Source organism: Deltaproteobacteria bacterium PRO3 (assembly GCA_030263375.1).
Taxonomy (GTDB): domain Bacteria; phylum UBA10199; class UBA10199; order DSSB01; family DSSB01; genus DSSB01.
In genome coordinates this window covers 1-25,491 of the sequence record SZOV01000002.1, presented here as the reverse complement: position 1 = coordinate 25,491, position 25,491 = coordinate 1, and the positions used below count along the sequence as shown (strand labels likewise).

Here is a 25,491-nt window from a genome sequence, read left to right as displayed (position 1 = left end):
GCTTATTTTTTCGGCTTCCACTCCGGCTTGATCAGCTCGTGGGGGAGCATGTCGGAGTAGTGCACGTCGATCACCTTGTCGCCGATGCGGCGCGATTGGCGGCGGGTACCGAAATATCGCAGGCCGATCTTGCGGGCATTGCTGATCGCAATGGGGTTGTCGGCGTAATTTTCGCCCAGGATGTTGTGCAGCTTCAGCTCCTCGAAGCCGTACTTGCAGAGCAGCCATAGCGCCTCGGCGCCCAACCCCATGCCCTGATACTTCTTCTCGCCGATGGCCAGGCCCACCTCCGCCTTACGGTCCTCCCAATTGATGTGCATGAAGCCGCCGTCGCCGATCAGCTGGTCGTCGGGGATGTAGAAGATCGAGAAGACCCGCTGCGTGGGGTCGCGGTTGGTCTCTTCCACCCAGCGGATCTGCTCTTGCAGATTGGTCTGGTAGGTCATGTCGCGGAGGTGGCCGAAGATCTCGGGGTCGTTGAACCACTTCATGAAATACTCGGCGTGTTCCACGCTCAATGGGGAGAGGTAGAGGCGCTCGCTGCGGTAGAGGACGGGGTTCTTTCCTTTGGGCATGGGGGCATTCTACCCGAAGCGCGGGCGTTCAAAAAATCAAATTCCCGAGGGCAGGAAGTCGAGGCTCCAGCTCGAGCCGAACTGTAGCTCCCAGCTCAAGGGCAGGGAGGCGGCGGAGCCGTCCGCGTCCCGAGTGACTGTCGCCGGGGGCGAGATTAGGAACCTAAAATACGGAAAGATCGAGGCTTCCTGGGTGAGTTGGATATTGAGGGAGACCTGGCCTCCGACCGCGAAGAGCGAACCGGAAAAATTCGCCTCGCCTCCGCCCAAATCGTGGGGTTGGCTGAAGAGCTGCCTGAGGCCCGCGAGCGCGGCGATATCGAGGCGCAACATGCCGTAGCGGTGCAAGGGGATGCTGCCCTGCGCGCGGCCCAACAGATTTAGCTCGTTGAAGACCCAATTGCTGTCGAGCTGGGCCCCGATCCCCAGCCAGGGAATGGGGCGGAACAGGGCCCCGGCGCCGAGGCGGTAGAATTCGGGATAGCCGGCGTCCAGGCCGCGACTGCGGCCGGAACGGACGCTGAAGCTCAGTGGAAAATCCACATTCACCGAAAGCATGCGAAAGCGGCGCTCGGGCGGATGGTAGGGCTGCGTCATGTCGGCGCAACGGTCGCCGGGCAGCGGATTGGCGCGGATTTCCGGGGAACAGTGCTGGTTGGAGAGGACGGGGGGCGTCATGAAATCCTTCGGTCTTTCATGTGCCCCGGCGAATGCCTAACGGGATTATCGGCAAAAGTCCAGAAAGGGTGCGTCCGGGCGTTTCGGCGGAAATTCCGCATTTTCCTTGAAAAAATACCCCTTGGTCTTTAGGGGAAGGGCGTGTTCCAGCGCTACCAAAACCTCCACTTCGTCGGGATCGGCGGCATCGGCATGTCGGGGATCGCCGAGGTCCTGCTGAACCTCGGCTACCGCATCTCCGGCTCCGACCAGAAGCGCAGCCCGATCACCGCTCGGCTCAAGAAGAAGGGCGCCCGCATCCATTACGGCCACAAGGCCTCGCACATCGAGGGGGCCCAGGTGGTGGTGATCTCCTCGGCGGTGCGGCCGAGCAACCCGGAGGTCGTGGCGGCCAAGAAGGCGGGCATCCCCGTCATCCCCCGTGCCGAGATGCTGGCCGAGCTGATGCGTCTGAAATACGGCATCGCGGTGGCGGGCTCGCACGGCAAGACGACGACGACCTCCCTGGTGGGTCAGGTGCTGTCCGGCGCGGGCATGGACCCGACGATGGTGATCGGCGGACGCCTCAACAGCCTGCGCAGCAACGCCAAATTGGGCAAGGGGGAGTTTCTCGTCGCGGAGGCCGACGAGTCCGACGGCTCTTTCCTCAAGCTCAACCCGACCATCGCCGTCATCACCAACATCGACCCCGAGCACCTCGACCACTATAAGGACTTCGAGGCCCTCAAGGAGACCTTCGTCGCCTTCGCCAACAAGGTTCCCTTTTACGGCAGCATCGTCGCCTGCGCGGACCATCCCGTGGTCCGGGAGCTGTTGCCGCGTTTCCAGCGCAAGGTGGTGACCTATGGGCTCGAGTCGCCCGCCGACTACGGCGCCGAGAAGATGGTCCAGGAAGGCCTGCGGCAGCGCTTCACCGTTCTCTACCGCAAAGAAAAGTTGGGGGAAGTGGTCCTGCAGTCGCCCGGCCGGCACAGCGTCGCCAACGCCCTGGCCGCCATCGCGGTGGGGCGCGAGCTGGACATCCCCTTTCGGAAGATCGCCGCGGCGCTGAAGGGCTTCCGCGGCATCGAGCGCCGCTTCCAGGTGCTCTGCGACAACGGCGTCACGGTGATCGACGACTACGGCCATCACCCGGTCGAGATCCGCGCCACTTTAAAGGCCCTGCGCGAGGCCTTCCCCGAGCGCCGCCTGATTGCCTTGTTTCAGCCGCACCGCTACACCCGCACCCGCGACCTCTTCCACGACTTCGCCCAGTCCTTCGGCGACGCCGACAAGGTCTTTCTGACCGAGGTCTACCCCGCCGGCGAGGACCCGATCGTCGGGGTCTCTTCGCGCGCCCTACACGACGCGATGGACCAGGCCAAGACCGTCTTTCGCGCCGACAAGCTCTCCCTGATCCCCGCGGTCCTCGAGCAGGTCCAACCCGGCGACGTGGTCCTCAGCCTGGGCGCGGGGGATATCACCAAGATCGGGCACGAGCTGGCCCGTCAGATCAAAAAGGCCGGCGGCGCGAAGTCTCCCGCTCCCTAATTCACTCAACCCTTGGGCAAAAAAATACCCGGACGCCTTGCGGCGTCCGGGCTGTTCCGGGTTCTCCCCGTCCCCGAATCCGATAGCTTGCGCCCCCGGATTGCAATTCCTTGCGGAATGGGAACGGGATGAGTGTGGGTGGGTAGACTTTTTTCGGCCGAAGACAAACTCCTACGTCGCGAAAGCAGGTCGAAATTAAACCTGTCGCCGGGTTGGAGTGCCTTGTGTGGAGTGCGTTCTTGGATGGGGGATTTCGCGATGAAGCGAAGGAAACGACCCGAGCCCCCGTTCTTAATTCTATTTTCGGATTAATCCGGAATAGGTTGCTCCGTCAATCGAAAGCTAGACTATTTTTTTTAGGTTCTTTGGTATTCCCATGGGGTACACTAAAAATCCTCAAGGCCTGTTTCCTCCGAGGGCGGGAGGCTCTCTGGGCCGTCGCCGAGCACGATGCCGTCACCGCCGCATTCCTCATCCTCCATGCTCGGCTCAGTGAGGAGAAAACCGGAGTTGAAATTCACGATGGCAGGAGCATCGCCTTCCCTGAAATCCTCCCTCGGCTCGAAGCGGGGTGTTAACAAAATATTTCCCTCCGCTAACTTCACGTAAAGAAAATCCGCGCTCGGAGGCATGGTGCCCTGGATGTAGACCAGGACTTCACCGACTTTCATTCCCGACAAAGTCGGCAGGTCGACCGGCTCTTCATCCAACCTGGCCTGCAATTCCGGGTCAATGCTGAAGTTCACGCCGGTAAGCGAGGTTAGATCCTCCGCGACCTGATTCAGGGTGGCCTCCGCCGTGACGTCGTAGGAAAGCCCGGTAAAATCGGGATCCGGGTTGTCTGAGCCGACCAAACCCTCCGAGCCGCACCCCATGGCGCTGAGCAAAAGACCGATAGTCATCCACTTCCATTTCATAATTCCACCTCTCATTTCCGCTAATTATTCGCCGGGACGATCCGGCTGAATTTCCGTGTCATTGACTTTAAACATGTCCGCATAAGCGTCGTACTGTTCTTTTGTAATGTCGTTTTGCTCGGCGATCTTGCGGGCTTCATCCTGGTCTGCCTTGCGCAGCAACATTTTCATCAAGCGGCGGCGCTCGAGCTCCTTTTTATCGGGATCTCCCTGGTACGTGAACAGGATCGTCGCCAGGTGGTATTTCAAAACCTTGGTAAAGGGCGGGCGGCCCATGAGGTTTTCGCGAGTCGGGCCCTTGGGATTGGCGCTGTATTCCTCGCCCAGCCCCATGAGGTGGCCAAATTCGTGGGCGATGGTTCGCGCATTGTTTGTCTCCCAAAAGTTGGCGGCATCCGCGTTCTTTTCCTTGGGCGGGTCGCCGGGATGCACCTTGACCCGTTTTTTCATGGGATCCTTCGGGGCCTTGCAATCGTCCAGGACGACGACGTCAAAGACGAAGCGGATTCTCTTTTCCGGTGCACCGGGCTTGATGCGCAGCTTGCTTCCGCAGGAGTTCCAAATCTCGGTGACCCGTTTAATGCGTTCGTCGATGAAGGTCTGCACCTCTTCCTTGGTGAGGCCTTCCTTTTCTTCGGTGGCGGGATCATCAACCGGGTCGGGACAGAGCTCGACTTTCAAGGTGATAACGGTTTCATCGGCGCCGGTATCGTCCACTGTGACGCCTTCAATGGCCCATAAGTTATTCAGGAAGCCAAGGCTGAGAAAGAAGGCAAGAAGTAAGCCGAAAACTTTTTTTTTCATAACCATCCACCATCTTCTATTGAATCGAATCGGGAGCGCATTCCTGTCCCCATACGGTGAGGGGGCCCCTTCCGGATGCAGCAAGCAGGTATCTTTATGAAAGGATGATGAGTTTTGGAGGCATTCTTTCAGCCGCCGACGATCTTCCCGGCCCGGGCACCTCCTCAAAGAGCCTGGGATTTCCGACTATCCGGAAACGATCGAGCCAAGGCCTGGAAATCAAAGCAGTGGATTAGGGCAGGGACGGGTCCCGGCACTTTAATAATCCTGGCCTGCGGTCCAATTGATAAAGTCGTATTTGATGTTGAGCGGACTCTTGACGGAACCCTTCTCGAGCGGGCCGACATATTTGAAGCAGGGTTTTTTCTCGACGCAATTCTGGCTTTGAATCAATTTATCCTTAAAGAACCCGAAGGAAAGGACCAAATCCGGAACTTTATACTCCCAAGTGCCGTTGATGTTTTTTTGATGCTCGATTTTTTTGTTATTCCTATCGTATTCGTAGCTGTATTCGGTAATAACCACGGCCTTGCCGCCGGCTTTAAGTTCGAAACCGACTCCCCAATCGGCCTCGGTATAGGACGTGTAGGTTCCCAATGCCGGGCCAATCGACGTATCTGCCGCCAGACAATTGAATCCGAGAAGTAACAGACAATAAGGAAGAATTTTGCGCATCCAAAGAAAGCTCCAGACGATGAGGTAAATTTTGCATTGTGCTCAAGTCGTGAGGCCTCCCCATTACGCTACAAAAGCAGCCCTCCGCATCTTCCGCAAACGGCCGACTTCATCCGCTTGAACGGAGGATTCTTGATTGAAAATTTTCCGCTGGAAGGGTGGGATTGGCAATACTTAACCCTCAGCCGTGGGAAGGGTGCTGGGGAGCCAATGTCAAAAAAGTGTTTAAAAACAATCTCTTCTCTTTACTTTACCTAAGAAACCCCTTAAAGGATCTCTAGGCCGCCGAACCGACAACCCGGTTTTGGAGGGTCTTCTATTCTGCCAACGGGATGATAGGAGTTCTCATCACATCATGGATGCCGCACTGATCGAATCCTTGCTTCAGGAACGGGCGCCGCAGCTTCCGGAGGAGGGTTGGCAGCAACAGCTGACCGGCCTCGCGCGCGGCGAGGTCCGCCTCGACGAGCCGCTCAAGAAACACACCACCTTGCAAATCGGCGGGCCCGCCGACGCCATGGTCTTTCCCGCCGACCTCGAGGACCTGCGCGCCCTCGTCGCCTTCGCCCACGACAAGCGCGTCCCCTGGATGATCCTGGGTTGGGGCAGCAACGTCCTGGTCCGCGACGGCGGGGTCCGCGGCATCGTGTTCCGCCTACAAAAGACCTTCTCGCGTTTCGAGGTCCTCGATCAGACCGAGACGGAGGCCCTCGTCGAGGCCGAGGCCGGCGTGCCGCTCCCCAAGATCGTCGAGGCCGGCAAGCAGAACGGCTGGCTGGGCGTCGAGACCCTCTACGGCATCCCTGGCTCGGTGGGCGGCGTCCTCAAGATGAACGCGGGCACCCGCGCCGGCGATATCTCGGCCTTCGTCGAGTCCATCACCGTGCTTCGGCCCGACGGCACGCTGCACACCTATCCGCGCAAGAAGATTCATTTCGAGTACCGCAGCTCCAACCTGCCTGGCAGAGAGATCGTCGTCTCCGGAAAGTTCCGCTTTAAGAAGGGCGAGCCCGCGGCGGTGCAGGAGGCGGTCGCCAAATACCAAAAGAAGCGCCACGATTCGCAGCCGCTGGACACCGCCAACGTGGGCTCGGTGTTCAAGAATCCCGAAAAGGGCTTCGCCGCCGAGATGATCGACGAGCTGGGCCTCAAGGGGGTGCGCGTCGGCGGGGCGCGCATCAGCCAAAAACACGCCAACTTCATCGTCAACGAAAACGGGGCCAGCGCCCGCGACGTGCTGGTGCTGATCGGCCTCATCCGCGACAAGGTGAAAGACGAGCTCGACGTCAAGCTCGAGCTCGAGGTGAAGGTGATCGGCGAAGATGAACCCGTTTAAAGACAAGATCGTCGGCGTCCTGATGGGCGGGCTCTCCAAAGAGCGCGAGGTCTCGCTGCGCAGCGGCGGCGCCGTGCTCGACGCCCTCTTGCTGCGCGGCTACGACGCCGTGCCCATCGACGTCGGGGCCGACATCGCCGAGCAGCTGAAGAAAAAAGAGATCGAGGTCGCCTTCCTCGCCCTGCACGGCCGCTACGGCGAGGACGGCTGCATCCAGGGCCTGCTCGAGATCGCGGGCATTCCCTACACCGGCTCCTCCGTCCTGGCCTCGGCCTTGGCGATGGACAAGCACCTGACCAAGGACATCGCCCGGCAGGAGGGTCTGCCGACGCCCGATTCGCTGTTCTTCGACGCCTTCCACGAGGACCTCGACGCCTTCCTGGCCAAGTTTTGCCTCTCCTTTCCCTTGATCGTGAAGCCCAGCCGGGAGGGCTCGACCATCGGCATCGCCAAGGTCGAGAACGCCCGCGAGCTGAAATCCGCCATCCACGAGGCGGCCCAGCTCGACAGCCGGGTCTTGGTCGAAAAATTCGTCCAAGGGCGTGAGGTGACCGTGCCGGTGCTCAACCAAGAACCCCTTCCGGTGCTTGAGGTCGTTCCGAAGAGCGGCTTCTACGACTACGCCTCCAAGTACACCGCCGGGGCCACCACCTATATATGCCCGGCCGAGATCGGAGAAGCGGCGACGAAGCTGGTGCAGGATTACGCCAAGCGCATCTATCGCCGCATCGGCTGCGAGGGGGTGGCGCGGGCCGATTTCATCATCGGGGAGGACCAAGTCCCCTATTTCCTCGAGATCAACACCCTGCCCGGCATGACGGCGACCTCCCTGGTGCCCAAGTCCGCCGCGGCGACGGGGATGTCCTTCGAGGATTTGGTCGAGAAGATCCTGGCGACGGCGAGGGTGAAGATCCAATGAAGAAGCGCGGCCCGCTATTGCGCAAGAAGAACGTCAAGAAAGAGGCCCGGCAACGGCGCTTCAAGTGGCTGGCGCGCGCCCTGTTCGTCGCGGCCCTGGTCGGCGGCTTCGTTTGGGGCGGCGGAAGGGCCCTGACCTACCTCGACTTCTTCGACCTGCAAAAGATCGTGGTCTCCGGCAATCCCCAAAGCCTGAGCGAGGCCGAGATCGTCCGACGCTCGGGGGTGCAGCTCGGCACCAACCTCTTCAAGATCAAGGTGCAGGACGTGCAATTTCGTCTCCAACAGCACCCTTATTTCAAATTTGTCTCGGTGCAGCGGCAGATCCCGCATACCCTGGTCCTGGAGATCCGCGAGCACCTGCCCGAATTCGTCCTCAACGCCGGCCGGCTCTACTACGTCGACAAGGAGGGGGAGATCTTCAAAGACATCACCGACTCCGACGAGAGCCGCGACTTGGTCGTACTCTCCGGGTTCAGCGACGAGAGCATCCTGACCGACCCGCAGGGCTCCCGCGAGGCGATGCGGGCGGCGGCCCAGCTGCAAAAGGCCTTCCGCGAGGCCTCCTTCGCGGCGGATTTGGGCTTAAGCGAGATCCATTATGAAAAAAATATTGGATTTACCCTCTACCCAGAAAAGAAAAAGTATAGTATCAAGGTAGGACTGAAGGATTTTCCCGATAAGATCAAAAAGTTCGAAGAGATCTGGGATAAAGTACAAAAATCCAGCGCGCGCATCTCATCCATCGACCTGAACTACCCCGGGAAGGTCTTGATGACGCTGTAGACGGGCCGTCCCCTGGACCGGGAAGGGCCCGCGAGGTGCGAACCGCTCGGGATGAGAGAGACAATTCATGGCCAAGAAAGAAGACCTGATCGTCGGCCTCGATATCGGCACGACGAAGGTGTGCGCCATCGTCGGTGAGGTCACCGAGGACGGCATCGACATCATCGGGATCGGCTCCCACCCCAGCAAGGGGCTGCGCAAGGGCGTGGTCATCAACATCGAGTCGACCGTCGACTCGATCAAGCGGGCCGTGAGCGAGGCCGAGCTGGTCGCCGGCTGCGACATCACTTCGGTTTACGCGGGCATCGCCGGCGGGCACATCAAAGGCCTCAATTCCCATGGCATCGTGGCGGTCAAGGACAAAGAGGTCGGCGAAAACGACTTGGTCCGGGTGATCGACGCCGCCCAGGCGGTGGCCATCCCGCTGGACCGCGAGGTCATTCACGTCATTCCCCAAGAGTACATCATCGACGACCAAGATGGCATCAAAGAGCCCCTCGGCATGTCCGGGGTGAGGCTCGAGGCCAAGGTCCACATCGTGACCGCGGCGGTGACCAGCGCGCAAAACATCGTCAAGTGTGCCAACCGTTGCGGCCTCAACGTCGCCGACATCATCCTGCAGCCCCTGGCCTCGGCCGAGGCCGTGCTCACCCCCGACGAAAAAGAGCTGGGCGTGGCCTTGGTCGACATCGGCGGCGGCACCACCGACATCGTCGTCTTCTCCGAGGGCGCGGTGGTCCACACCTCGGTCCTGACCCTCGGCGGCAACCACGTCACCAACGACGTGGCGGTGGGCCTGCGCACCCCGGCCGGTGAGGCCGAGCGCATCAAGCAGAAATACGGCTGCGCCTTGAGTTCAATGGTGCAGAAAGACGAGACCATCGAGGTTCCCTCGGTAGGCGGGCGCAAGCCGCGCATCCTCTCGCGCCAAATCTTGTCCGAGATCATCGAGCCGCGGGTCGAGGAGATCTTCTCTCTGGTCCGCCAAGAGATTATCAAGTCCGGCTACGACGACCGCATCGCCAGCGGCGTGGTCATCACCGGCGGTAGCACCATCCTCGAGGGCATGCCCGAGCTGGCCGAGCAGGTCTTCAACATGCCCGTCCGCCGCGGCACCCCCCGCGCCATCGGCGGCCTGGTCGACGTGGTCAAGAGCCCCATGTACGCCACCGGCGTCGGCTTGGTGATCGCCGGCAGCAAGGGCAACGACACCCACCGCTTCAAGGTCCGCGAATCCAACATCTACCACAAGGTGAAGGGGCGGATGAAAGAGTGGTTCGGGGAGATTTTTTAAGGATTTCATTTTAGAACGGCGTTATTTGGCCCATTCGAAGCATTTGTTGTCGCAGACCCTTGCGCCGTCCTCAATGGAGTAAGTTTTGTAGGCCTCGGTGACGCAAACACCCACGTATTTGGAGAGATCCAGATCCCAATAATCGTGTGCGAATATACTTTTTCCTTCCACGCAATTACCGGAGGGATCGGTCACGACGTCATGAAAGGTCTCTCCGAGATTGTCATTTATCTGTCCTGCAACTTTGGCGAAGTCGCACATGGCGGTCGGATTATCAATCAGGACGACCACGGCCTTTCCGTATTTTGTTGATAGGGGATTCATGCATTGCTTGGTGACAGGGTCGACCCAGTCTTGGGTCCGGGGGATGCCTTTCACGCATTCCGTCAAGAGCATGGAAATTTGGGCCCTTTCACCGGCATCTCTCCCCAGCTTATAACAATAGTGGGTGATGGTCCCCCCGGTGCTTAATGGGCCGACGGCTTTAAATACCGGGTCCTGCGAAGCCTTTAAATTGACTAGGTAGGAATATAAACTGCTGCACCATTCCATTTTTAGGAATTGGTCTTTGTTCTCTACGCAAGGATCTAAGGGGATCCTGATCCGTTCTAGCAGATTATCCTGGATAGTCCGCTGGATCGGAGTGCCCGATAATTCCTGTGGGCTGGGCTTAGGGGGTGCCGTCAATTCGCCACGGATAGGCTTAATGAGGTCGATCTGGGACGGGCGTAAGTCAGTTTGAATTTCTAAATTTTCCTGGGCGAGGGCCCGGGCGGAAAAAATGAAAAGGATCCCGGTTCCGACTACCCATGGATACATGAGTTTCCGTTTTTTTATTTTTTCAAGCATACACCCCCCTTTGAAACCGAAGGGCTTGCCCCAGACAAACCCGAAACCGGTCGCCAAGATTAAAAATTAATTGAGTCTTTTAATCCCAATAGAAAATCGAAACCCTATAAATATCCCCTTGAAATCCCCAGTCTAAAGGGACTTAGGCCGAATGACAAGGAGCGGGTAAGGACTTGTCATGGAAAGCTCTCTTTAAAAATAAAATGGGCATTCATTCCCAAACATAAAGGATCACTTTTAAACTATTTCGTAACAAGCTTTGCCGACGTAGGAAAATCTCCATGCCTGTTTTTGGTGGGCTTTGGAAAAAAAACGCTTGGAATTTCGATCCTCTCTGGTGAAATTTTTTAGTTGGGAATATATAAAAATTCAGTATAGGTTTTTTTGGAAAGACGGGGATCTCTTCCAATCCCTTTCTTCATCTCTTTCAGGTCCCTAAAAACGCCCCGGGCGTTTCCCATATCCATCGACAACATCAAGCTCATGCGTCCGCTTTGCGACGTCGGCGGCGCCTGGAGGAGAGATCCCATGTTCGAATTCGAAGAAAATCTCGCCCAAAACGCAAAGATCAAGGTCATCGGCGTCGGCGGCGGCGGCGGCAACGCGGTCAACACCATGATCCGGGCCAAACTCGACGGCGTCGATTTCGTGGCGGCCAACACCGACGTGCAGGCGCTCAAGTACTCCGAGGCCCCGATCAAGATCCAGATCGGCACCAAGGCGACCAAAGGATTAGGCGCGGGCGCCAACCCCGAAGTCGGGCGGAACGCCGCTATGGAAGACCAGGCGACCATCGCCGAGGTCTTGGGCGGCTCGGACATGGTCTTCATCACCTGCGGAATGGGCGGCGGCACCGGCACCGGCGCGGCGCCGGTCATCGCCAAGGTCGCCAAAGAGCTGGGGGCCTTGACCGTCGGCGTCGTCACGCGACCCTTCGCCTTCGAGGGCAAGAAGCGCTCCAAGCACGCCGACCTCGGCATCGAGTCGCTGAAGGAAAGCGTCGACACCCTCATCGTCATCCCCAACGAGCGCCTGCTGACCGTCGCGGGCAAGGACACGCCGATGATCGACACCTTCAAGATGGCCGACGAGGTCCTCCTGCAGGCGGTCAAGGGCATCAGCGACCTGATCACCATCCCCGGCCTGATCAACCTCGACTTCGCCGACGTCCGCACCATCATGGGCGAGATGGGCATGGCGCTGATGGGCACGGGCATGGGCCAAGGCGAGAGCCGCGCCATGGAGGCCGCGCAGAAGGCGATCAGCTCGCCCCTGCTCGAGAACGTCTCCATCAACGGCGCCACCGGCATCATCATCAACATCACCGGCCCCTCCGATATGACCCTCTTCGAGGTCAACGAGGCCAGCAAGCTCGTCCAGCAAGAGGCTCACGAGGACGCCAACATCATCTTCGGGGCGGTCATCGACGAGCGGATGAAGGACGCCTTGCGCGTCACCGTCATCGCGACCGGCTTCAATAAAGAGGTGAAGAAGTCCACCTACGCGCCCGCGACCACCCTGCCGAAATACAAGAACGTTCACAGCGCCGCGACCCACGCCGCTCCGCCGCCTCCCACCCCCGTCGTCATTCGTTCCCAGCCGGCCGCGCCGGTCGAGTCGGCGCCCGTCGCCGAGCGCCGCGAGATGCCGCAGGCGGACATCCGGGCCAAGTTTTTCTCCCGCGAGGCGGCGATGCACGAGGACGACGGCGAAAAGCAGTACGACCTGCTGAAAAGCCGGGCCGGCGGCGAGATGAGCGAGCTCAAGAAGCTGGTCGCGGAGATCGGCGTCGTGGACATGAGCCAAGACGAGTACGACATCCCGACCTTTTTGCGGAAGCAGGCTGACTAGTTTTGGCGAATTTGGGGCTATGATTTCGCGAATCGTATCTGTTTGCCGATTCGGTAGGGGCCGTTCGCGAACGACCCCTACGGATTCCGCAAAGACGCGGAACTGATAAGACAAGCGAATGGCGAAAAAAAACCCCGAAAAGGAAAATCTACCCGAATCCCGCGGCTACCTCCACGAGATCCTCGGCATCATCGCGATGACCCTGGGGATCTTCGTCCTGATCTGCCTCTATTCCTATTCGCCGCTCGATCCCTCCCTCAATTCGGCGGCGGGCAGCAAAGAGGTCCGCAACTACGGCGGGCTGATCGGCTCCTACTTGGCCGACCTGCTGATCTCCGGCTTCGGGTTGGGCAGCTTTCTCATCGCCTCCTTCCTCATCCTGGCGGCCTACCTTTGCTTCACCAAGAAGCGCGAGCGTATCCGCCTCCCGGAGGCCCTCCTGCTGGTCTTAGCCCTGGTCATGGCCTCGGTGCTCTTCCAGCTCAAATGGAACACCGTCTCCCTCTTCGGCCACAACACGCTGGCCGGAGGACTGATCGGGGCGGTGATCGGCGAGCAGCTGCGGCGCTACCTAAGCGACGTCGGATCCTATCTCCTGGTGATCTCGGTGGGCCTGCTCGCCTTCATCTGGGGCACCAAGATTTCCCTGGTCGATCTGGCCGAGCAGGTCCGGCTCTTTTTCGCCGGCATCGGCCGCAAGCTGGCCTCGCTCGCCACCATCTACCGCGCCCGCTGGGAGAAGTTTTTGGAAAAGCGCCGGCAGGAGAAGGAGCGGGAAGAGAAAGAGGCGCAGGTCCAGGCCCGCGCCGCCATGCCCGCCCCCAAGCCGAAGATCAACCTGCCGAAACGCATCGACGGTTCCGAGCCCAAGCCCGCGGAGGCTGCCGCGCCTCGCGCCCCCGAGGCGCCACCCCCGGCCCTGCGTCCCGTGGCGCCCCCCGCCCCGGCCGCGCCCGGCGGCGCCGAGCCGAAGATCTTCCAGCGGGCCCCGGTCAAGAACGACAGCAAGAAGGACGACCAGCTCCCCATCCAGAAGCTTTCCGGCGACTTCGAACTGCCCCCCATCGCCTTGCTCGATCCGGTGCCCCCCAGCGCCGCTGATCAGACCGTCGACGAGGAGAGCCTGAAGGCCTCCTCACTGCTGCTCGAGAGCAAGCTCCGCGACTACAACGTCGAGGGTCGGGTCACCGAGATCCATCCCGGCCCCGTCGTCACGATGTACGAGTTCGAGCCCGCAGCCGGCGTCAAGGTCAACAAGGTCACCAACCTGGTCGACGACCTCTCGCTTTCCATGGGCGGGCGCCCGGTGCGCATCGTGGCGCCGCTGCCGGGCAAGCCGGCGATCGGCATCGAGATCCCCAATCACGAGCGCGAGACCGTCTATTATAAAGAGATCGTCGCCGATGCCCGCTTCCAAAAGGCCGAGTCCAAGCTGACCCTGGCCTTAGGCAAAAACATCGAGGGCATCCCGGTCGTCGCCGACCTGGCGAAGATGCCCCACCTCTTGGTCGCGGGCGCGACCGGCGCGGGTAAATCGGTGGGCTTGAATTCTTTCATCTTGAGCCTCCTGCTGCGCAACACGCCCGAGGACGTCCGCTTTATCTTCATCGACCCGAAGATGCTCGAGCTCTCGATCTACGCCAACATCCCGCACCTCCTGCTGCCGGTCGTGACCCAGCCGAAGAAGGCGGCGATGTCGCTGCGCTGGGCGGTGGCCGAGATGGAGCGGCGCTACCGCCTGCTCTCGGACGGGCAGGTGCGGAACATCGCCGGCTACAACAAGAAGTTCGAAAAGGGAGGCTTCAAGGACCATCCGGCCGCGCCGGTGGCCGAGGGCGAGATGCCGATCGTGCACGACGCCAAGCTGCCTTACATCGTCATCATCATCGACGAGTTGGCCGATCTCATGATGGTCGCCGGGCGCGAGGTCGAGGAGTACATCACCCGCCTGGCCCAGATGGCCCGCGCCGCCGGCATCCACATGATCCTCGCGACGCAACGCCCCTCCGTCGACGTCATCACCGGCATCATCAAGGCGAACTTTCCCTCGCGCATCGCCTTCAAGGTGACCAGCAAGCACGACTCGCGCACCATTTTGGACTCGATCGGCGCCGAGCACCTCTTGGGCAACGGCGACATGCTCTTCATCCCGCCCGGCCTCTCCAAGCAGATGCGGGTGCACGGCGCCTACGTCAGCGACCAAGAGGTGCTGCGCATCGTCGACCACCTCAAGAGCCAGGGCCGCCCGGTCTACAACGAAGAGATCATGAACATGAAGGACCCGACCGAGGCCGGTCCCGACGGCATGGACGAGGAGAGCGACGAGCTCTACGACCAGGCCGTGGCCGTGGTCACCGAGACCGGCCAGGCCTCGATCAGCATGGTCCAGCGCCGCCTGCGCATCGGCTACAACCGCGCCGCCCGCATGATCGAACGCATGGAGGCCGAGGGCATCGTCAGCGCCCCGATGGGCGCGAAGGGCCGCGAGGTCCTGGCCCGCGGCTACGGGACCGAGGGCTGATCCGCCGTGGCCTCCTTTTCCGTGATCCTCGTCCGACCGCTCTTCTCCGGCAATCTCGGCTCCGTCGCCCGCGCCATGAAAAACATGGGGCTGAAAGACCTGCGCCTGGTCGCGCCCAAGGCCGACAGGGAGGACCTCGAGGCCCGCAAGATGGCGGCCCACGCGCAAGACGTCTTGAAAAAGTCCAAGGTGTTTTCCGATTTGAAAGCGGCGGTGGCCGGCTTCGACCTCGTCGTCGGCACCTCGCGGCGCAAGGGCCGCGAGCGGGGCAACTGGACCGAGCCCCGCGGCTTCGCCGAGGCCGCGCAGAAATTTCCGCCGCGCTACAAGGTCGCGCTGGTCTTCGGCCCCGAGGACAGCGGTCTGCTCAACGACGACGTCGCGCTCTGCCAGCGGATGATCCACATCCCCAGCCACAAGGCCTTTCCCTCCCTCAACCTGGCGCAGGCCGTGATGGTGATCGCCTACGAGCTGTATTTGGCGACCTCCGGCATCCTGGCGCGGAAGAGCTCCGTCCCCGCCGAGAAAAAGGCCGCCAAACTGGAGGCCCTCGAGGCCATGTACGAGGATCTGGGCGCGCTCTTGGGCGAGATCGGCTTTTTAAACAAGCAAAACCCCAAGCATCTCATGCGCCTGCTCAGGCAGCTCTTCAACCGGGCCCGGCCTACCGACAAGGAGGTGAGGATCTTCCGGGGGATCTGCCGGCAGGTCCGCTGGTGGCGGGGTCAAAAGGCTTTGACATAAAAAATTGGCATCTAGTATGAGTTTTACGCCGATAATCCCTGGGACGAATCTTTGAGTTCGCGGAGCCTAGGCCATGTACTGGTTTAACAATCAATTCAGCGAGTTAACCCGGTCAATCCTGTTCCCGGGCGGAGGCGGGGCCTCTGGCGGGGACAATTACGCCTCATTCAACCCCCGTTCCGCGCCCGATTATCACTCCCGATTGCCCGATGAGCCCTTCAGCGGCGGCAATTCCGCAGGGCGTAGAAGGGGAGGCGCCGGCGACTATGAGGGGGGAGACCACCACGCCGCTCGATCCTCGAGGATGAGGTCGGACGACGATGCCTGGCGCCGAAGCGCGGAACGCGACCAATACCTTCGCGACTCCGAAGACGTGGCCCGTCAGGCCAACCGCCCGGCGGCCCCGCGAAATCCCAACCCCCGGCCCCCCGAGGCGCCGCGCAGCAATCTGCCGCCGATTTTGCAGGGCCCCTTGCGCCTGCCGCCCATCTTCCGTCCGCCGGAGGGTCCGCGCCCCGATACGCCCAATCCTACGGGACCCTTGCGGCTTCCCAGTCTTCCCTCGATCCCCGCTCCCTTTCGTCGTCCCGGCGGCGGGAATCCCTAAGCGCTTTCGTAAGCCGATTATTTAGCGCCGGATAGCGTTCCGTGTTCTCGCGCGTCTTGGCGCTTACGCTTCCGCTAGCGCGGCCTTCAAGGCGTCTTGCCTCGGCGCTTGCAATACAGATAGGCGAGGCCCGCCCACTGCAGGCACCAGGCGTAGCGCTCGACCGTCTCCTGAGAGGCGGGAGAAAGCCGACAACCCAGGCCGCTCCCCTCCAGATAGGCGGGGGCGGAGGCGGTGGTCTCCAGCGACGGCTCGGGGATCCCCACGATTTTTTCCGGAGACTGGGGGAGATCCGGGGACGGCGGCGCGGGTTCCGGACTGCCGTCGACCGGGATATGACCCGAATCGATCGCCTCCTCCAAGGCCTCCCGCGGGTCGGCCCGGATGGTAAACAACAGGTCGTTGAAATCCCGGTCCGATCTTTCCCAGGGCAGGTCCTCGATGCCCAGGATGATTTGCCCGCGGTCTTCGGTGGCCAGCATCGCCAAGTGGCGGTGGCCGTCGGGATTGAGGCCGTCCAAGGTATAATACGTGGCGTTTAAGTCGCGAAATCCGTTCGCCTCGAGGAAGAAGCCCATCCGCGTCCCGGCCGGAAATTTTCCCAACACCGAGGTGTCCCCGCTGCGCAGCTCGCCGCCGCTGCCGGCCTGCGAGGCGTTCTCCCATAAGATTTTCCGAAGGGTGATCTCGGATTCCGAGATGCGGCCGTCAGCGTCGAGGTCCTGGTAGAGAAAATATCCGAAGGAATTTTGGAAGCCGGCGCCTTCCCAGAGAAAGGTCACCTCGATCTCCGCCTCGCGATACAGGTGGAGGTTGGGATCGATCCGGAAGTCCAGCAGCCGCGGCGCGACCTCCCGGCCCTCGGGGAAGAGCTCGCGGATCTCCTCCATGAGAATCGGATCGGGCTCCACATAACGGGATTCCAAGGCGGCAAGGGAGAGGGAAGGGGAGGCCAAGGTCGCGGCCCAGAGGGCCAGGAAAAGATAGTTTCGCATTGCAGGCTCCTTTCGCAACAGGTTCGCGGAAAGGGAATGCAAGGCGGAGGCCGTCGGGCCCCGCGGAGGCGCGCGGCCGAAATGCTTGGAGTTTTTTCGGCAAGGCCCCGGACCGCCCGGCGAAAGGGTCGCGATTTCGAACGCCGGGGTTCGAAATCGCGACGGTCGAAAAAAGCCCCGCCGAGGCGGGGCTGGGATCAATGCAGTTTCCTAGTCTGTCGGTTGTGGCTCAATAGGGGTAGGTACTGACTGGGGATCCATTCCTCCGGGGCTACTTGGTTGAAGGAGCGCAGCAAGCGGTCCATCAGGCCCAGGTGGGGGCGCTTCAAGTAGGCCCCTGGCGTTTTTCGTTTGGGTTTTCCGGCCCGGATGGGGGTCGGGGTTCTGCGGAGGATACCCTTGGTTTGAGTGTGTTTCACGGAGGACCTCCTTTCTTAGCCCGTCCTGCCTCGTGACCTTTTGGGTCACGGAGGAAGGTTGGGTTCCCTCGAAGGCCTTCGTATACACACCATAGGTATCGTAACGCGCCGTGTCAAGGTTGCGTTTATTTTTCTCCTAAGAGGTTTAGTATCTCGCCGGCGTGGCCAGCCGGGTCGACTTTGCGGAAAATCTTTAATATTTTTCCATCCTTACCGATGAGGATCGTGTCGCGGCTGGGGTATTTGTCGCCCTGCACCCCATAGGCCTGGGCGATCTTTCGGTCGCTGTCCACCAAGAGCGGAAAGCTTAAGTGGAATTTCTGCTTGAAGGCCTGGTGGCTGGCGGCGTCGTCGAAGCTGACGCCCAGGATCTGGGTGTCCTTGGTCTGAAACTGGGCATAGGCGTCCCTAAAGTTGCAGGCCTCGATGGTGCATCCGGGGGTGTCGTCCTTGGGATAGAAGTAGAGAACGACGTTCTTTTTGCCTTTGAAATCTTGGAGCCGGACGCTGTGGCCTTGATCGTCCGTGGCGCTGAATTCGGGGGCGGCTTGGCCCTCTTGGAGACTCGACATAGGACCTCCTTTTTGCTTAAGTGGTTGAACAGGCCGAAGTCTCGGACTTCCGCCGGGAAAGCGCAAGGGATTTACCGCTCATGGCCTTCGAAGAAATTCTGCAAATCACCCGGGCCGCGAAGGCCGCCGCCCGCGAGGCGGCCAACCTGCGCACGCCGCAGAAAGACGCCGTTCTCAGGCGCGCCGCCGAGCACCTGATCGCCTCGCAGCCGAGGATTTTGGAAGAAAACCAAATGGACCTCCGCGCCGCCGAGGCCAAGGGCCTCTCCAAGGCGATGCTCGATCGCCTCACCCTCAACGAAAAGCGCGTCGCCGAGATGGCCCAGGGCCTGCGCGAAATCGTCGAGTTGCCCGATCCGGTCGGCCAGGTGGTGAAGGGTTGGACGCGGCCCAACGGCCTGCGCGTCGAGAAGGTCCGCATCCCGCTGGGCGTCATCGCCATCATCTACGAGTCGCGCCCCAACGTCACCGTCGACGCGGCGGGGCTCTGCCTCAAGTCGGGCAACGTCGTCGTCTTGCGCGGCGGCTCCGAGGCCATCCACAGCAACCGCATCCTGGGCGAGATCCTGCGCGAATCGCTTCAATCCTCCGGCGTGAATCCCGACCTGGTGCAGGTGGTCCCCACGACGGACCGCGAGGCCTTGAAGGTATTGCTCGAGCAGGACCGCGAGGTCGACCTGGTCATCCCGCGCGGCGGCGAAGGGCTGATGAAGCTGCTCCGCGAGATCAGCAAGATCCCCGTCATCAAGCACGACAAGGGCGTCTGCCACATCTTCGTCGACTACAACGCCGACTTGGACCGCGCCGAGAAAATCGTCCTCAACGCCAAGGTGCAGCGGCCGGGCGTCTGCAACGCACTCGAGACCCTCTTGGTCGACCGCAAGGTCGCGCACGCCTTCCTGCCGCGGATGGCCGCCGAGCTGCAGCGCATGGGCGTCGAGCTCCGCGGCGACGCGGCGACCCGCGCCATCGTGCCCCAGGCCGCGGCCGCGACCGAGGCCGACTGGGACGCCGAGTACCTCGATCTCATCCTCGCGGTGAAGGTCGTTGAGGGCCTCGACGAGGCGCTGGCCCACATCGAGCGCCACGGCTCGCTGCACACCGAGTCGATCCTCACCAACGACGAGGCCCACGCCGAACGCTTCCTCCGCGAGGTCAACGCCTCGGCCGTGATGGTCAACGCCTCGACCCGTTTCAACGACGGCGGTCAGCTCGGTCTGGGCGCCGAGATCGGCATTTCCACCACCAAGCTCCACGCCTTCGGCCCGATGGGCCTCGAGGAGCTCACCACCCAAAAATACGTCGTGCGCGGCGACGGACAGGTCCGCGAATAAGCTTAAAAAAACATCATGGAAACTCTCGCCCTCGCCAAAGAAATCGCCCAAGAGGCCCTCGACACCAAGGCCCAAGACCTGAAGCTTTTGGACCTGCGCGACTTGGTCAGCTACACCGACTACTTCATCCTCGCCACCGGGACGAGCGACCGCCACGTCAAGTCGATCGCGGACCGCGTCCACCTCAAGGTGAAGAAAAAGCTCGGCCGCCTGCCGATCAGCTACGAGGGCTTGCAGAGCGGCCAGTGGGTGCTCTTGGATTACGGCGACGTGGTCCTGCACGTCTTCCTCGAGGAGCAGCGCAAGTACTACGGCCTCGACGCGATGTGGGCCGACGCCCCGGTGATCTCGCTGGACGGGCAGGGGCCCGCCGCCAAGGCCAAGCCTGCCAAGAAAGCCGCGGCGAAGCCGAAGAAAAAGACGGCGGCCAAGCGTCCGGCGAAGCCCGCCAAAAAGGCGGGGGGCAAAAAATCTCCCGCAAAAAAGAAGAAATCCAAATGAAGCTCAAGCTCCTCGCCGTCGGGAAGATCAAGCGAGAGGCCTTTCAAAACCTGGCCGACGAGTATGAGCGCCGCATCCGGCACTTTCACCCCCTCGAGGTGATCGAGATCCCCGACGAGAAGATCAACGACCGGGCCGACATCCCCAAGATCCTCGACAAGGAGGCGCTGCGCGTCGAGAAGCAGCTCAAACGCGATTCCTACTTGATTGTCCTGGACGAGAAGGGCGAGCAGTGGTCCAGCGTCGACCTGGCCTGGGAGCTGGGCAGGCTGTTTCAAGAGCCCGTCTCCGAGATCGCCTTCCTGATCGGCGGCGCCTTCGGGATCGCGGACTCGCTCAAGCAGCAGGCGAAGGTGCGCCTCAGCCTCTCCAAATTGACTTTGCCCCACCAGTTGGCTAGGGTCTTGACGCTGGAGCAGCTGTACCGCGCCCTGACCATTTTGAAGAACGTCCCGTACCACCATGAATAACGCCGCCAAACGCCCCGTCATGCTCGTCGTCCTCGATGGTTGGGGCATTAATCCTTCCTCCGAAAACAACGCCATCGCCCTCGCGCGCACGCCGCATTACGACGCCTGGCTGAAGGAATATCCCCACGCGGCGATCGACGCCTCGGGCAAGGCGGTCGGGCTTCCGGCGGGCGTGATGGGCAACTCCGAGGTCGGGCATCTCAACATCGGCGCGGGGCGGGTCGCCCTGGTGGGCCTGACGCGCATCTACCAGGCCATCGAGGACGGGAGCTTTTTTCAAAACGCCGAGCTGCGCTCCGCCTTCCGGGCCGCCCGCGAAAACGATTCCACCTTGCACTTGATGGGGCTGCTCTCCGACGGAGGCGTGCACTCGCACCAGGACCACCTCTATGCCCTGCTGGAGATGGCCAAGCGCGAGGGGGTCGCGAAGGTCGCGATCCACGCCTTCCTGGACGGCCGCGACACCCCGCCGACCAGCGGCTTGGAATATCTGCGGCAACTGCAGGCCAAGATCCGCGAGCTGGGCGTCGGCCGGATCGCCACCGTCATCGGACGCTACTACGCGATGGACCGCGACAAGCGCTGGGAACGCACCCAGCTCGCCTACCGCGCCATCGTGCAGGGCGAGGGCCTGGCGAGCGCGGACCTGGAGAAAGCCGTCGAGGCCTCCTACGCGGCGCATTTGGGCGACGAGTTCGTCAAGCCCATCATCCACGTCGACGCCCAGGGCCTGCCGGTCGCCAAGCTGCGGGACGGCGACGCCGTCCTCTTCTTCAACTTCCGCGCCGACCGCGCCCGGCAACTGACCTACGCCCTGACCGACCCTAATTTTTCCGGCTTCCCCCGCGAGGTTTTTCCCAAGCTCTCCCGCTTTGTCTGCATGAGCGAGTACGACCAGGCCCTCGCGCTGCCGGTCGCCTTTCCGCGGGTCCACCTGAAGAACACCCTGGGCGAGATCCTCGCGCAGCGGGGCTTAAAGCAGCTGCGCATCGCCGAGACCGAGAAGTACGCCCACGTCACCTTTTTCTTCAACGGCGGCGACGAGACCGTGTTTCCGGGAGAGGACCGGGTCTTGATCCCCTCGCCGCGCGAGGTGCCGACCTACGACCTCAAGCCGGAGATGTCCGCCCTGCAGATCACCGACGAGGTGCTGAAGCGCGTCGCCTCGGGCGTCTACGACCTCATCGTCCTCAACTTCGCCAACGCCGACATGGTCGGGCACTCCGGAAAGCTGCCGGCCGCGATCCGCGCCGTCGAGGTCTTGGACGAGCAGCTGGGCCGCATCCATCAGGCCATGGCTGCCCGCGGGGGCACGATGGTGATCACCGCCGACCACGGCAACTGCGAGCGCATGGTCGACGAGAACGGCCACCCGCACACCGCCCACACCCTCGACTTGGTCCCGTTCTTGCTTGTCGGAGAGGCATGGAAACAGGCCAAGCTCCGAGCGGAGGGACAACTGGAAGACATCGCCCCGACGCTCTTGCAGATCCTGGGGATCCCGAAACCTCCGGAGATGAGCGGCGAGAGCATGATCGTCTCGCCCTAAGGCCGGCGGATCGCCGACCTTTCTTCCCGCTCCTTCGCGATTGGCTCGCGGCCTGTTGGGCGCCGCCGCGCTGCGAGGCCTGCGAGGCCCTCGTCCCGCGTCCGCCGGCGCTCTGCTCCGGCTGCGCGGCCGGGCTTCGCCCCCTGGTCGAGCCGCAGTGCCGGGTCTGCGCCCTGCCGTTTCCCGCCGGGACGCCGCCGGGACGGCTCTGCGGCGACTGCCTGGAGCGGCCGTCCAGTTTCCAGCGGGCGCGCAGCGCCTGGGACTTCGAGGGGACCTTGCCGCGGCTCTTTCACGCCTTCAAGTTCGGCGGTCAAGTCCGGGCCTTGCGGCCGTTGCTCCCGGTCGCCGTCGCGAGCTTCGCGGCGGCCCTGGAGGACTTCGCGCCGCAGGCGCTCTTGCCCATGCCCTTGGGCTGGTGGCGGCGCCTCCGCCGCGGCTTCAACCAGAGTTATGTCCTCGCCGAAACCCTGCAACAAGCCCTGGGCACCCGGATCCCCTACGCGCAAGGGATCCGTCGGCGCGGCCGCCCGCCCCAGGCCCGCCGCGGACGTGCGGAGCGCTTCCGGGCGATGCGGGGGGCCTTCGTTGTGGTCCGGAAAAACGACGTTTGCGGCCGCCGGATCCTGGTCGTGGACGACGTGATGACCACCGGCGCCACCGTCGAGGCCTTGAGCAAAAGCCTCTTGCAAGCCGGGGCCGAAGCGGTGCAGGTGTGGACCCTGGCACGCAGAGGGCGAAAGGAGACCCCGTGAAGGAATTTTTACAGAGCGCCGAGGAGGCCTGCCGCATCGCCGGCAAACTGCAGCTGGAAGGCCTGAAGCGGGCGAAGCGCATCGAGTTCAAGGGCAGCATCAATCTGGTGACCGACGTCGACAAGGCCTGCGAGCTGGCCATCGTCGAGCTCTTGCAGGGGCGTTTCCCCGACCACGACATCCTGGCGGAGGAGGGCAGCGGCCGGCGCAAGGACAGCGAGTACAAGTGGGTCATCGATCCCCTGGACGGCACGACCAACTACGCCCACGGCTACCGGCTTTGGGCCGTCTCGATCGCCCTGGAGTACAAGGGCGAGATCGTCGTCGCCGCGGTCCACGAGCCCAACCACGACGAGATGTTCCTGGCCGAGAAGGGCGCGGGCGCGACGCTGAACGGCGAGCGGATCCGCGTCAGCGAGACCGCCGAGCTGGACCACGCGATGCTGACGACGGGCTTCGCCTACAACGTCCGCGAGGCCAAGAACAACAACCTCGATAACTTCGAAAATTTCCTGATGCGGGCCCGCGCGATCCGCCGCGACGGCGTCGCCGCCATCGACCTCTGCTACGTCGCCGACGGGCGCTTCGACGGATTTTGGGAGCTCAATCTTTTTCCCTGGGACGTCGCCGCGGGATTCTTGATGATCCAAGAGGCCGGCGGCAGGGTCAGCGACTTTAAGGGAAATCCCTTCGACATCTACTCGAAGGAAATCCTCGCCAGCAACGGCCACCTCCACGAGGCAATGGTCGAGGTGCTGGTGGGGGCGCGGCCGTAATTTTCGTAATTAGCATTTAATTTCAACGAGTTAAAATTCCGCCACCCGATCCTTTGCAACCCACCGAGTGCGGCGCCCCACCCGGGGCACCTTGGCCTAACCCAAGAGAATTTTTACTATTTTCCAAGAAACTTTTTGGGCGGAAGGGCGAGACTTGCTAAAATCACCCCACGCAGGAGTTTCGCCCATGAGCGCTTGGTTTCGAAAAGTCGCGGGAAGGCTTGGTTTGGCGTTGGCCTGTCTCGTCCCCTGGACCCTCGCGGGTTGCGGCGGCACCGGAGAGCCCTTCACGATGGTGACCACCGCGACGATCGTCATCGGCGACGCGGGGCCCAGCCCCTTTTCCTTTTTGGTCGACCCGGTCACGCAGACGGTGGAGGGCGGCCTGGTGGCCGACGTCGTCAACGAGCTCAGCGACCGCTGGGAGCTGACCGTGCTGGATCTGGACGTCACCGCCAATTTCGACGGCATCGGGCCGATCAACCTCGTGCTGGATCCCAACTTCGAGTCCACGGCCACCGTCTTCAAGCTCAACCGCAACAATCAGCCGTCGGGAACCAACACGATGACGCTCAGCCTGATCGTCGAGACCCCTGACCAAAACCTGACCTTCAGCACCCTGGCCTTGAGCAGCAACAATGCCATCCTGACCTTGGACCAGGACCTGCCGGAGATCGATTTCTTCTTCCAGGGCCAGGCCAAGGCGATCGATCTTTCTTCCCTGCAGATCCTGATCCCCTCGGAGCTGATCGTCTCGACCGAGGACCCCCAATAGGGGGCGCAACATTTAGCTGCCATTCGCCCGTTAATCTGTTAAAAAGGTCTCCGGGTTCGAAAAACATGGTGTTAAGCGTTCACGAAAAAGTAAAAAGCGAGCGGCTCTACAAGGCCTTCGACCTGATGGCCGCCAAGGACCTCGATGCGGCCGAGACCGAGCTGCACGCGGGCTTAAGCGACGCGGAGGCCCAGGAAGACAAGGTCCTCGCGGCGCTCTTCTATTCCAGCCTGGGCGTGCTCTACAAGATCAAGAAAGAATTCCCCAAGGCCTGGAAGTTCTACGAAAAGGCCGAGAAGCTCCTGCCCGAAGACCCGGCCCTCAAGCTGATCTCGGCCCGGCTGTTGATCGACGTCTTCGGCCAGTTCGACACGGCGATCCGCCGCTGCCAGAAGGTCCTCGAGATCTCGCGCAGCGATCCGCCTTTTTTGCACCAGGCCAACGTGACCATGGGCTTGGCCTTGTTAAAGAAGGGCGAGCGCACCAAGGCCGTCCAGTGTTTGGTCGAAGCTATGCAGGACGATTTCGAGGGGCTGCTCTCCGCGAGCAACATCGACCTCAAGCTGGTCGAGGCCCTGCTGCGCAAGCGCTCGGGCCTTGCGGAGTGCCGCGCCTACCTCGAAAAGGCCCTGCGCTTCGCCGAGTCCAAGCAGGAAGAGCGCCACGTCGAGCTGTTCCGCCGCCTGATCGAGGCCTTTCCCACCGAAGAAGCCACCGATATCAAGATACAAATGTAGTTTTTTTGCTGCGCCTACACATCGACCGGATTCGGTTTCTCCGGATCTAATCCCAAATCCCGAATCGCCTGCGCCACCACCCGCGGCTCGACCTTCCCCTCGCGGGATAAGGCCGCCAACGCGGCCACCGCGATGTGCTCGGCGTCGACCTCGAAGAAGCGCCGCAGGGCCTCGCGCGATTCGCTGCGGCCGAAGCCGTCCGTGCCGAGGCTCATCAGGCCGCCCGGCACCCAGCGCGCGATCTGGTCGGGCACCGCCTTGATCGTGTCGCCCACGGCGAGGAAGGGCCCGTGTTCCTTCTCCAAGACGGATTCCAAGTAAGACTTGCGCGGCGGCGCCTCGGGGTGCAGGCGGTTCCAGCGCTCGACCGCCAGCGCCTCGCGGCGCAGCTGCTGGTAGCTGGTCGCGCTCCACACGTCCGCGGCGACGCGGTAGTGCTCGTCCAGGATCTCCTGGGCCCGCAGGGCCTCGCGCAGGATCGAGGAGCTGCCGAAGAGTTGCACGCGCCGCTCGCGGCGATGCG

25 protein-coding genes are annotated in these 25,491 nt (G+C 61.9%); 17 read left to right on the top strand and 8 right to left on the bottom strand.

Annotated elements, in window-relative coordinates:
• Positions 1-2 precede the first annotated feature (2 nt).
• Complete coding sequence (locus FBR05_00660) at positions 3-575, bottom strand: GNAT family N-acetyltransferase (GenBank protein MDL1870697.1); 573 nt, start codon at positions 573-575, stop codon at positions 3-5.
• A 36-nt stretch (positions 576-611) separates the two neighbouring features.
• Complete coding sequence (locus FBR05_00655) at positions 612-1,253, bottom strand: hypothetical protein (protein MDL1870696.1); 642 nt, start codon at positions 1,251-1,253, stop codon at positions 612-614.
• Between the two features lie 141 nt (positions 1,254-1,394).
• Here FBR05_00655 and FBR05_00650 point away from each other — a divergent pair, with 141 nt between their 5' ends.
• The gene (locus tag FBR05_00650; GenBank protein MDL1870695.1) at positions 1,395-2,783 is read left to right on the top strand and encodes a UDP-N-acetylmuramate--L-alanine ligase; all 1,389 of its coding nucleotides are present in this window, start codon (positions 1,395-1,397) and stop codon (positions 2,781-2,783) included.
• 386 nt (positions 2,784-3,169) lie between these two features.
• On the opposite strand, the gene FBR05_00645 is transcribed toward FBR05_00650, so the two are convergent.
• From FBR05_00645 to FBR05_00635, 3 genes are all read right to left on the bottom strand, one after another.
• Entirely contained in the window at positions 3,170-3,700 is a 531-nt protein-coding gene (locus FBR05_00645) for a hypothetical protein (GenBank protein MDL1870694.1), read from the bottom strand.
• 24 nt (positions 3,701-3,724) lie between these two features.
• A complete protein-coding gene (locus FBR05_00640) occupies positions 3,725-4,504 on the bottom strand; it encodes a hypothetical protein (GenBank protein MDL1870693.1) in 780 nt (259 codons plus the stop codon).
• A 258-nt stretch (positions 4,505-4,762) separates the two neighbouring features.
• On the bottom strand, positions 4,763-5,179 hold the full coding sequence (locus FBR05_00635) for a hypothetical protein (GenBank protein ID MDL1870692.1): 417 nt from the start codon (positions 5,177-5,179) through the stop codon (positions 4,763-4,765).
• A 355-nt stretch (positions 5,180-5,534) separates the two neighbouring features.
• Between FBR05_00635 and murB the strand changes: the two genes are divergently transcribed.
• From murB to ftsA, 4 genes are all read left to right on the top strand, one after another.
• On the top strand, positions 5,535-6,515 hold the full coding sequence (murB, locus tag FBR05_00630) for a UDP-N-acetylmuramate dehydrogenase (protein ID MDL1870691.1): 981 nt from the start codon (positions 5,535-5,537) through the stop codon (positions 6,513-6,515).
• A complete protein-coding gene (locus FBR05_00625; GenBank protein ID MDL1870690.1) occupies positions 6,502-7,434 on the top strand; it encodes a D-alanine--D-alanine ligase in 933 nt (310 codons plus the stop codon). Before murB ends, FBR05_00625 begins: the two co-directional genes overlap by 14 nt.
• Positions 7,431-8,219, top strand: a complete 789-nt coding sequence (locus FBR05_00620) for an FtsQ-type POTRA domain-containing protein (protein ID MDL1870689.1) — start codon at positions 7,431-7,433, stop codon at positions 8,217-8,219. The genes FBR05_00625 and FBR05_00620 overlap by 4 nt, the downstream gene beginning before the upstream one ends.
• Positions 8,220-8,286: 67 nt before the next feature.
• Positions 8,287-9,513, top strand: coding sequence for a cell division protein FtsA (gene ftsA, locus FBR05_00615; GenBank protein ID MDL1870688.1), 1,227 nt, complete (start codon positions 8,287-8,289; stop codon positions 9,511-9,513).
• A 21-nt stretch (positions 9,514-9,534) separates the two neighbouring features.
• On the opposite strand, the gene FBR05_00610 is transcribed toward ftsA, so the two are convergent.
• A complete protein-coding gene (locus tag FBR05_00610) occupies positions 9,535-10,362 on the bottom strand; it encodes a hypothetical protein (protein ID MDL1870687.1) in 828 nt (275 codons plus the stop codon).
• 528 nt (positions 10,363-10,890) lie between these two features.
• Between FBR05_00610 and ftsZ the strand changes: the two genes are divergently transcribed.
• From ftsZ to FBR05_00590, 4 genes are all read left to right on the top strand, one after another.
• Complete coding sequence (gene ftsZ, locus FBR05_00605; GenBank protein MDL1870686.1) at positions 10,891-12,213, top strand: cell division protein FtsZ; 1,323 nt, start codon at positions 10,891-10,893, stop codon at positions 12,211-12,213.
• 118 nt (positions 12,214-12,331) lie between these two features.
• Positions 12,332-14,734 carry a DNA translocase FtsK gene (locus FBR05_00600; protein ID MDL1870685.1) on the top strand — a complete coding sequence of 801 codons (2,403 nt, stop codon included), beginning with the start codon at positions 12,332-12,334 and terminating at the stop codon, positions 14,732-14,734.
• Positions 14,735-14,740: 6 nt separating this feature from the next.
• On the top strand, positions 14,741-15,478 hold the full coding sequence (locus tag FBR05_00595) for an RNA methyltransferase (protein ID MDL1870684.1): 738 nt from the start codon (positions 14,741-14,743) through the stop codon (positions 15,476-15,478).
• A gap of 304 nt (positions 15,479-15,782) precedes the next feature.
• Positions 15,783-16,085, top strand: coding sequence for a hypothetical protein (locus FBR05_00590; GenBank protein MDL1870683.1), 303 nt, complete (start codon positions 15,783-15,785; stop codon positions 16,083-16,085).
• 86 nt (positions 16,086-16,171) lie between these two features.
• Here FBR05_00590 and FBR05_00585 read toward each other — a convergent pair whose 3' ends face one another.
• The gene (locus tag FBR05_00585; GenBank protein ID MDL1870682.1) at positions 16,172-17,080 is read right to left on the bottom strand and encodes a DUF4114 domain-containing protein; all 909 of its coding nucleotides are present in this window, start codon (positions 17,078-17,080) and stop codon (positions 16,172-16,174) included.
• Positions 17,081-17,624: 544 nt separating this feature from the next.
• Positions 17,625-18,071, bottom strand: a complete 447-nt coding sequence (locus FBR05_00580) for a peroxiredoxin (protein MDL1870681.1) — start codon at positions 18,069-18,071, stop codon at positions 17,625-17,627.
• 80 nt (positions 18,072-18,151) lie between these two features.
• On the opposite strand from FBR05_00580, the gene FBR05_00575 reads away from it, so the two are divergent.
• The 8 genes from FBR05_00575 to FBR05_00540 all read left to right on the top strand — a co-directional run bounded on the left by FBR05_00575 (position 18,152) and on the right by FBR05_00540 (position 24,968).
• The gene (locus FBR05_00575; protein MDL1870680.1) at positions 18,152-19,405 is read left to right on the top strand and encodes a glutamate-5-semialdehyde dehydrogenase; all 1,254 of its coding nucleotides are present in this window, start codon (positions 18,152-18,154) and stop codon (positions 19,403-19,405) included.
• A gap of 15 nt (positions 19,406-19,420) precedes the next feature.
• Positions 19,421-19,906, top strand: coding sequence for a ribosome silencing factor (gene rsfS, locus FBR05_00570; protein MDL1870679.1), 486 nt, complete (start codon positions 19,421-19,423; stop codon positions 19,904-19,906).
• Positions 19,903-20,376: a 23S rRNA (pseudouridine(1915)-N(3))-methyltransferase RlmH gene (gene rlmH, locus FBR05_00565; protein MDL1870678.1), complete on the top strand. Its 474-nt coding sequence runs from the start codon at positions 19,903-19,905 to the stop codon at positions 20,374-20,376. The genes rsfS and rlmH overlap by 4 nt, the downstream gene beginning before the upstream one ends.
• Complete coding sequence (locus tag FBR05_00560) at positions 20,369-21,925, top strand: 2,3-bisphosphoglycerate-independent phosphoglycerate mutase (GenBank protein ID MDL1870677.1); 1,557 nt, start codon at positions 20,369-20,371, stop codon at positions 21,923-21,925. The genes rlmH and FBR05_00560 overlap by 8 nt, the downstream gene beginning before the upstream one ends.
• Positions 21,802-22,680 (top strand): ComF family protein, encoded by an 879-nt coding sequence (locus tag FBR05_00555; GenBank protein ID MDL1870676.1) that lies wholly within the window; start codon positions 21,802-21,804, stop codon positions 22,678-22,680. The genes FBR05_00560 and FBR05_00555 overlap by 124 nt, the downstream gene beginning before the upstream one ends.
• A complete protein-coding gene (locus tag FBR05_00550) occupies positions 22,677-23,456 on the top strand; it encodes an inositol monophosphatase (protein ID MDL1870675.1) in 780 nt (259 codons plus the stop codon). Before FBR05_00555 ends, FBR05_00550 begins: the two co-directional genes overlap by 4 nt.
• A gap of 187 nt (positions 23,457-23,643) precedes the next feature.
• Positions 23,644-24,231 (top strand): hypothetical protein, encoded by a 588-nt coding sequence (locus FBR05_00545; protein MDL1870674.1) that lies wholly within the window; start codon positions 23,644-23,646, stop codon positions 24,229-24,231.
• A gap of 65 nt (positions 24,232-24,296) precedes the next feature.
• The gene (locus FBR05_00540) at positions 24,297-24,968 is read left to right on the top strand and encodes a hypothetical protein (GenBank protein ID MDL1870673.1); all 672 of its coding nucleotides are present in this window, start codon (positions 24,297-24,299) and stop codon (positions 24,966-24,968) included.
• Positions 24,969-25,491: the final 523 nt, after the last annotated feature.

Bases quoted from the DNA above. Each gene is read 5' to 3' on its own strand.
- FBR05_00640 (MDL1870693.1), bottom strand. From the start codon at position 4,504: ATGAAAAAAAAAGTTTTCGGCTTACTTCTTGCCTTCTTTCTCAGCCTT.
- FBR05_00660 (MDL1870697.1), bottom strand. From the start codon at position 575: ATGCCCAAAGGAAAGAACCCCGTCCTCTACCGCAGCGAGCGCCTCTAC.
- FBR05_00575 (MDL1870680.1), top strand. From the start codon at position 18,152: ATGGCCTTCGAAGAAATTCTGCAAATCACCCGGGCCGCGAAGGCCGCC.
- FBR05_00655 (MDL1870696.1), bottom strand. From the start codon at position 1,253: ATGACGCCCCCCGTCCTCTCCAACCAGCACTGTTCCCCGGAAATCCGC.
- FBR05_00600 (MDL1870685.1), top strand. From the start codon at position 12,332: ATGGCGAAAAAAAACCCCGAAAAGGAAAATCTACCCGAATCCCGCGGC.
- FBR05_00585 (MDL1870682.1), bottom strand. From the start codon at position 17,080: ATGCGAAACTATCTTTTCCTGGCCCTCTGGGCCGCGACCTTGGCCTCC.
- ftsZ (MDL1870686.1), top strand. From the start codon at position 10,891: ATGTTCGAATTCGAAGAAAATCTCGCCCAAAACGCAAAGATCAAGGTC.
- FBR05_00590 (MDL1870683.1), top strand. From the start codon at position 15,783: ATGAGGTCGGACGACGATGCCTGGCGCCGAAGCGCGGAACGCGACCAA.
- FBR05_00610 (MDL1870687.1), bottom strand. From the start codon at position 10,362: ATGCTTGAAAAAATAAAAAAACGGAAACTCATGTATCCATGGGTAGTC.
- rsfS (MDL1870679.1), top strand. From the start codon at position 19,421: ATGGAAACTCTCGCCCTCGCCAAAGAAATCGCCCAAGAGGCCCTCGAC.
- FBR05_00580 (MDL1870681.1), bottom strand. From the start codon at position 18,071: ATGTCGAGTCTCCAAGAGGGCCAAGCCGCCCCCGAATTCAGCGCCACG.
- FBR05_00560 (MDL1870677.1), top strand. From the start codon at position 20,369: ATGAATAACGCCGCCAAACGCCCCGTCATGCTCGTCGTCCTCGATGGT.
- FBR05_00555 (MDL1870676.1), top strand. From the start codon at position 21,802: ATGGAAACAGGCCAAGCTCCGAGCGGAGGGACAACTGGAAGACATCGC.
- murB (MDL1870691.1), top strand. From the start codon at position 5,535: ATGGATGCCGCACTGATCGAATCCTTGCTTCAGGAACGGGCGCCGCAG.
- FBR05_00645 (MDL1870694.1), bottom strand. From the start codon at position 3,700: ATGAAATGGAAGTGGATGACTATCGGTCTTTTGCTCAGCGCCATGGGG.
- FBR05_00545 (MDL1870674.1), top strand. From the start codon at position 23,644: ATGAGCGCTTGGTTTCGAAAAGTCGCGGGAAGGCTTGGTTTGGCGTTG.
- FBR05_00620 (MDL1870689.1), top strand. From the start codon at position 7,431: ATGAAGAAGCGCGGCCCGCTATTGCGCAAGAAGAACGTCAAGAAAGAG.
- ftsA (MDL1870688.1), top strand. From the start codon at position 8,287: ATGGCCAAGAAAGAAGACCTGATCGTCGGCCTCGATATCGGCACGACG.
- FBR05_00625 (MDL1870690.1), top strand. From the start codon at position 6,502: ATGAACCCGTTTAAAGACAAGATCGTCGGCGTCCTGATGGGCGGGCTC.
- rlmH (MDL1870678.1), top strand. From the start codon at position 19,903: ATGAAGCTCAAGCTCCTCGCCGTCGGGAAGATCAAGCGAGAGGCCTTT.
- FBR05_00635 (MDL1870692.1), bottom strand. From the start codon at position 5,179: ATGCGCAAAATTCTTCCTTATTGTCTGTTACTTCTCGGATTCAATTGT.
- FBR05_00540 (MDL1870673.1), top strand. From the start codon at position 24,297: ATGGTGTTAAGCGTTCACGAAAAAGTAAAAAGCGAGCGGCTCTACAAG.